At 60.8% G+C, this 2,998-nt stretch carries 1 protein-coding gene; it reads right to left on the reverse strand.

The features are described from left to right. Window positions 1-2,998: RHS repeat domain-containing protein (locus CSQ89_RS20730; RefSeq protein WP_143747121.1), on the reverse strand; the 2,998-nt coding region annotated here is incomplete at both ends.

Below are 2,998 nucleotides of genomic sequence, written 5' to 3' on the forward strand. Positions count from 1 at the left end.
TCAGGTTGCCCTGGCTGTCATATTCAAACCGGGTGACCAGCTGCACGCGCTGCGTAGGGGCATCGGGGTTGGTGCGGATGTCGATGGCGTCGGTCGTTTCGGTGAGCTTGCGGCCCATCGCATCGTAAGTGTAATCAGTCCGCTTATCCTGCGGACTGGTCGCCATGATCGGCTTCCACTCACTGGGGGCCGTGGCATTGGCGGCCAGCTCTTCAAACTGCGCGCGTACCGCAAACAGCCAGGAGTCGGCGGCCCCTTCTACGGTATTGCCTTTGCGTAGCATTACATCGGCTTTTACCGCGCCAGCGGGCGCAATTCCTTGTGCCCAAATGCGCTTGTAACCCGCCAGGCTGCGACCACCAACCCGCTCGTAGCTACTGTTCCGGTGTAAGGCATCTTCCACCGTATTGCCGAGCGGATTGTTCTGCGCATCACGCCAGACGATATGGACTGAGGCATCCGCACGATGGGCACCGGTGTAGACCGAGAACGCATAGTTGCGACCTGCCGTAATCGGGATCGATTGTGCCAGGTGCTGATGGGCTCCCCCAACCCCACGCTCTGGCTGATGCAGGTAAACCGTATTCTCACCGGGCAGAGGCTGTTGAAGGGTTAAGTCCACCCCAATGTTCACGCCGACATTGGCACCTGAACCATACGCCCAATAGGTCCACCCTGCTGGCGGGGCGCTGCCCGCCTGATTGGCAAACAGCGGGTTGGTCAACAGGTTTGAGCCCACGCCCCGGCTGCCGGAGCCGGTACTGCCCATGGATTGCAGTGGCGTGGCATATTGTACTTGCTGGGTAACACGCCCGGCGGCGTCATACAGCGACTCGGTCACATTGCCGACAGGGTCAATCACATAGCGGACACGGCCTGCGGCATCGTAGGTGTAATGGGTGATGTTGCCGTTGGCATCAGCCTTCGCCACCACATTGCCTAGGGCGTCGTAGTCGAACCGCGTGGTCAGTTTTAGCCCGGTGGGGTCGACCGTCTCGCTGAGCTTGCGGCCCAGCGCATCGTAAGTGTAATCAGTCCGCTTATCCTGCGGACTGGTCGCCATGATCGGCTTCCACTCACTGGGGGCCGTGGCATTGGCGGCCAGCTCTTCAAACTGCGCGCGTACCGCAAACAGCCAGGAGTCGGCGGCCCCTTCTACGGTATTGCCTTTGCGTAGCATTACATCGGCTTTTACCGCGCCAGCGGGCGCAATTCCTTGTGCCCAAATGCGCTTGTAACCCGCCAGGCTGCGACCACCAACCCGCTCGTAGCTACTGTTCCGGTGTAAGGCATCTTCCACCGTATTGCCGAGCGGATTGTTCTGCGCATCACGCCAGACGATATGGACTGAGGCATCCGCACGATGGGCACCGGTGTAGACCGAGAACGCATAGTTGCGACCTGCCGTAATCGGGATCGATTGTGCCAGGTGCTGATGGGCTCCCCCAACCCCACGCTCTGGCTGATGCAGGTAAACCGTATTCTCACCGGGCAGAGGCTGTTGAAGGGTTAAGTCCACCCCAATGTTCACGCCGACATTGGCACCTGAACCATACGCCCAATAGGTCCACCCTGCTGGCGGGGCGCTGCCCGCCTGATTGGCAAACAGCGGGTTGGTCAACAGGTTTGAGCCCACGCCCCGGCTGCCGGAGCCGGTACTGCCCATGGATTGCAGTGGCGTGGCATATTGTACTTGCTGGGTAACACGCCCGGCGGCGTCATACAGCGACTCGGTCACATTGCCGACAGGGTCAATCACATAGCGGACACGGCCTGCGGCATCGTAGGTGTAATGGGTGATGTTGCCGTTGGCATCAGCCTTCGCCACCACATTGCCTAGGGCGTCGTAGTCGAACCGCGTGGTCAGTTTTAGCCCGGTGGGGTCGACCGTCTCGCTGAGCTTGCGGCCCGCAGCGTCATACGTGTACGCCGTAGCGGTATGGTTGGCATCCCACTGGGTTTTGATACGGCCTTGCGCATCGTACTCAAACCGCTTGGTGAGTTTCAACCCACTGGGATCGACCGTCTCGCTGATCCGCCGGCCCATCGCATCATAGGTGTACTGGGTCCGCAGGTCACCAGTACTGGCCAACGATTGCTTGACCACCTCAGCCAAAGGCCGGCTGCTGTCGACCGGCTTGGCGTAGCGAATCGTTTCCGCGACTTGGCCCAGGCTGTTATAGCGCTGCTCGGTCACCACGCCATGGGGGTCGCTGCTGAAGGTCTGACGGCCGGCCGCGTCATAGGCAAAGTGGGTGGCGTTGCCGTTGGCATCCCACTGGGTTTTGATACGGCCTTGCGCATCGTACTCAAACCGCTTGGTGAGTTTCAACCCACTGGGATCGACCGTCTCGCTGATCCGCCGGCCCATCGCATCATAGGTGTACTGGGTCCGCAGGTCACCAGTACTGGCCAACGATTGCTTGACCACCTCAGCCAAAGGCCGGCTGCTGTCGACCGGCTTGGCGTAGCGAATCGTTTCCGCGACTTGGCCCAGGCTGTTATAGCGCTGCTCGGTCACCACGCCATGGGGGTCGCTGCTGAAGGTCTGACGGCCGGCCGCGTCATAGGCAAAGCGGGTGGCGTTGCCGTTGGCATCCCATTGGGTCGCCACATTGCCCTGAGCGTCGTACTCGAAGCGCTTGGTGAGCTTCAGGCCCGTTGGGTCGACCGTTTCGGTGAGCTTGCGGCCCATCGCATCATACGTGTACGCCGTGGCGGTATGGTTGGCGTCCCAGTGGGTTTTGATACGGCCTTGCGCATCGTACTCAAAGCGCGAAGCCTGCTTCAGGCCGCTTGGGTCGATGGTCTCGGTGAGCTTGCGGCCCAACTTGTCATAACGGTATTGGGTGATGACATCACTTTGCGCCTGGTGCGGACGCAACATGGCCAAAGCCAAGTTCGTGCTGCGGGCGACATACACCCCGTCCCGGCCCAAGCCGATCAGGTCAGCCCGGCCATCGCCGTTCAGATTCGCCAAGAAGCGTGGTGTGAGATG

This window comes from Chitinimonas sp. BJB300 (genome assembly GCF_002735695.1).
In the GTDB taxonomy this organism is placed as follows: Bacteria; Pseudomonadota; Gammaproteobacteria; order Burkholderiales; family Chitinimonadaceae; genus Chitinimonas.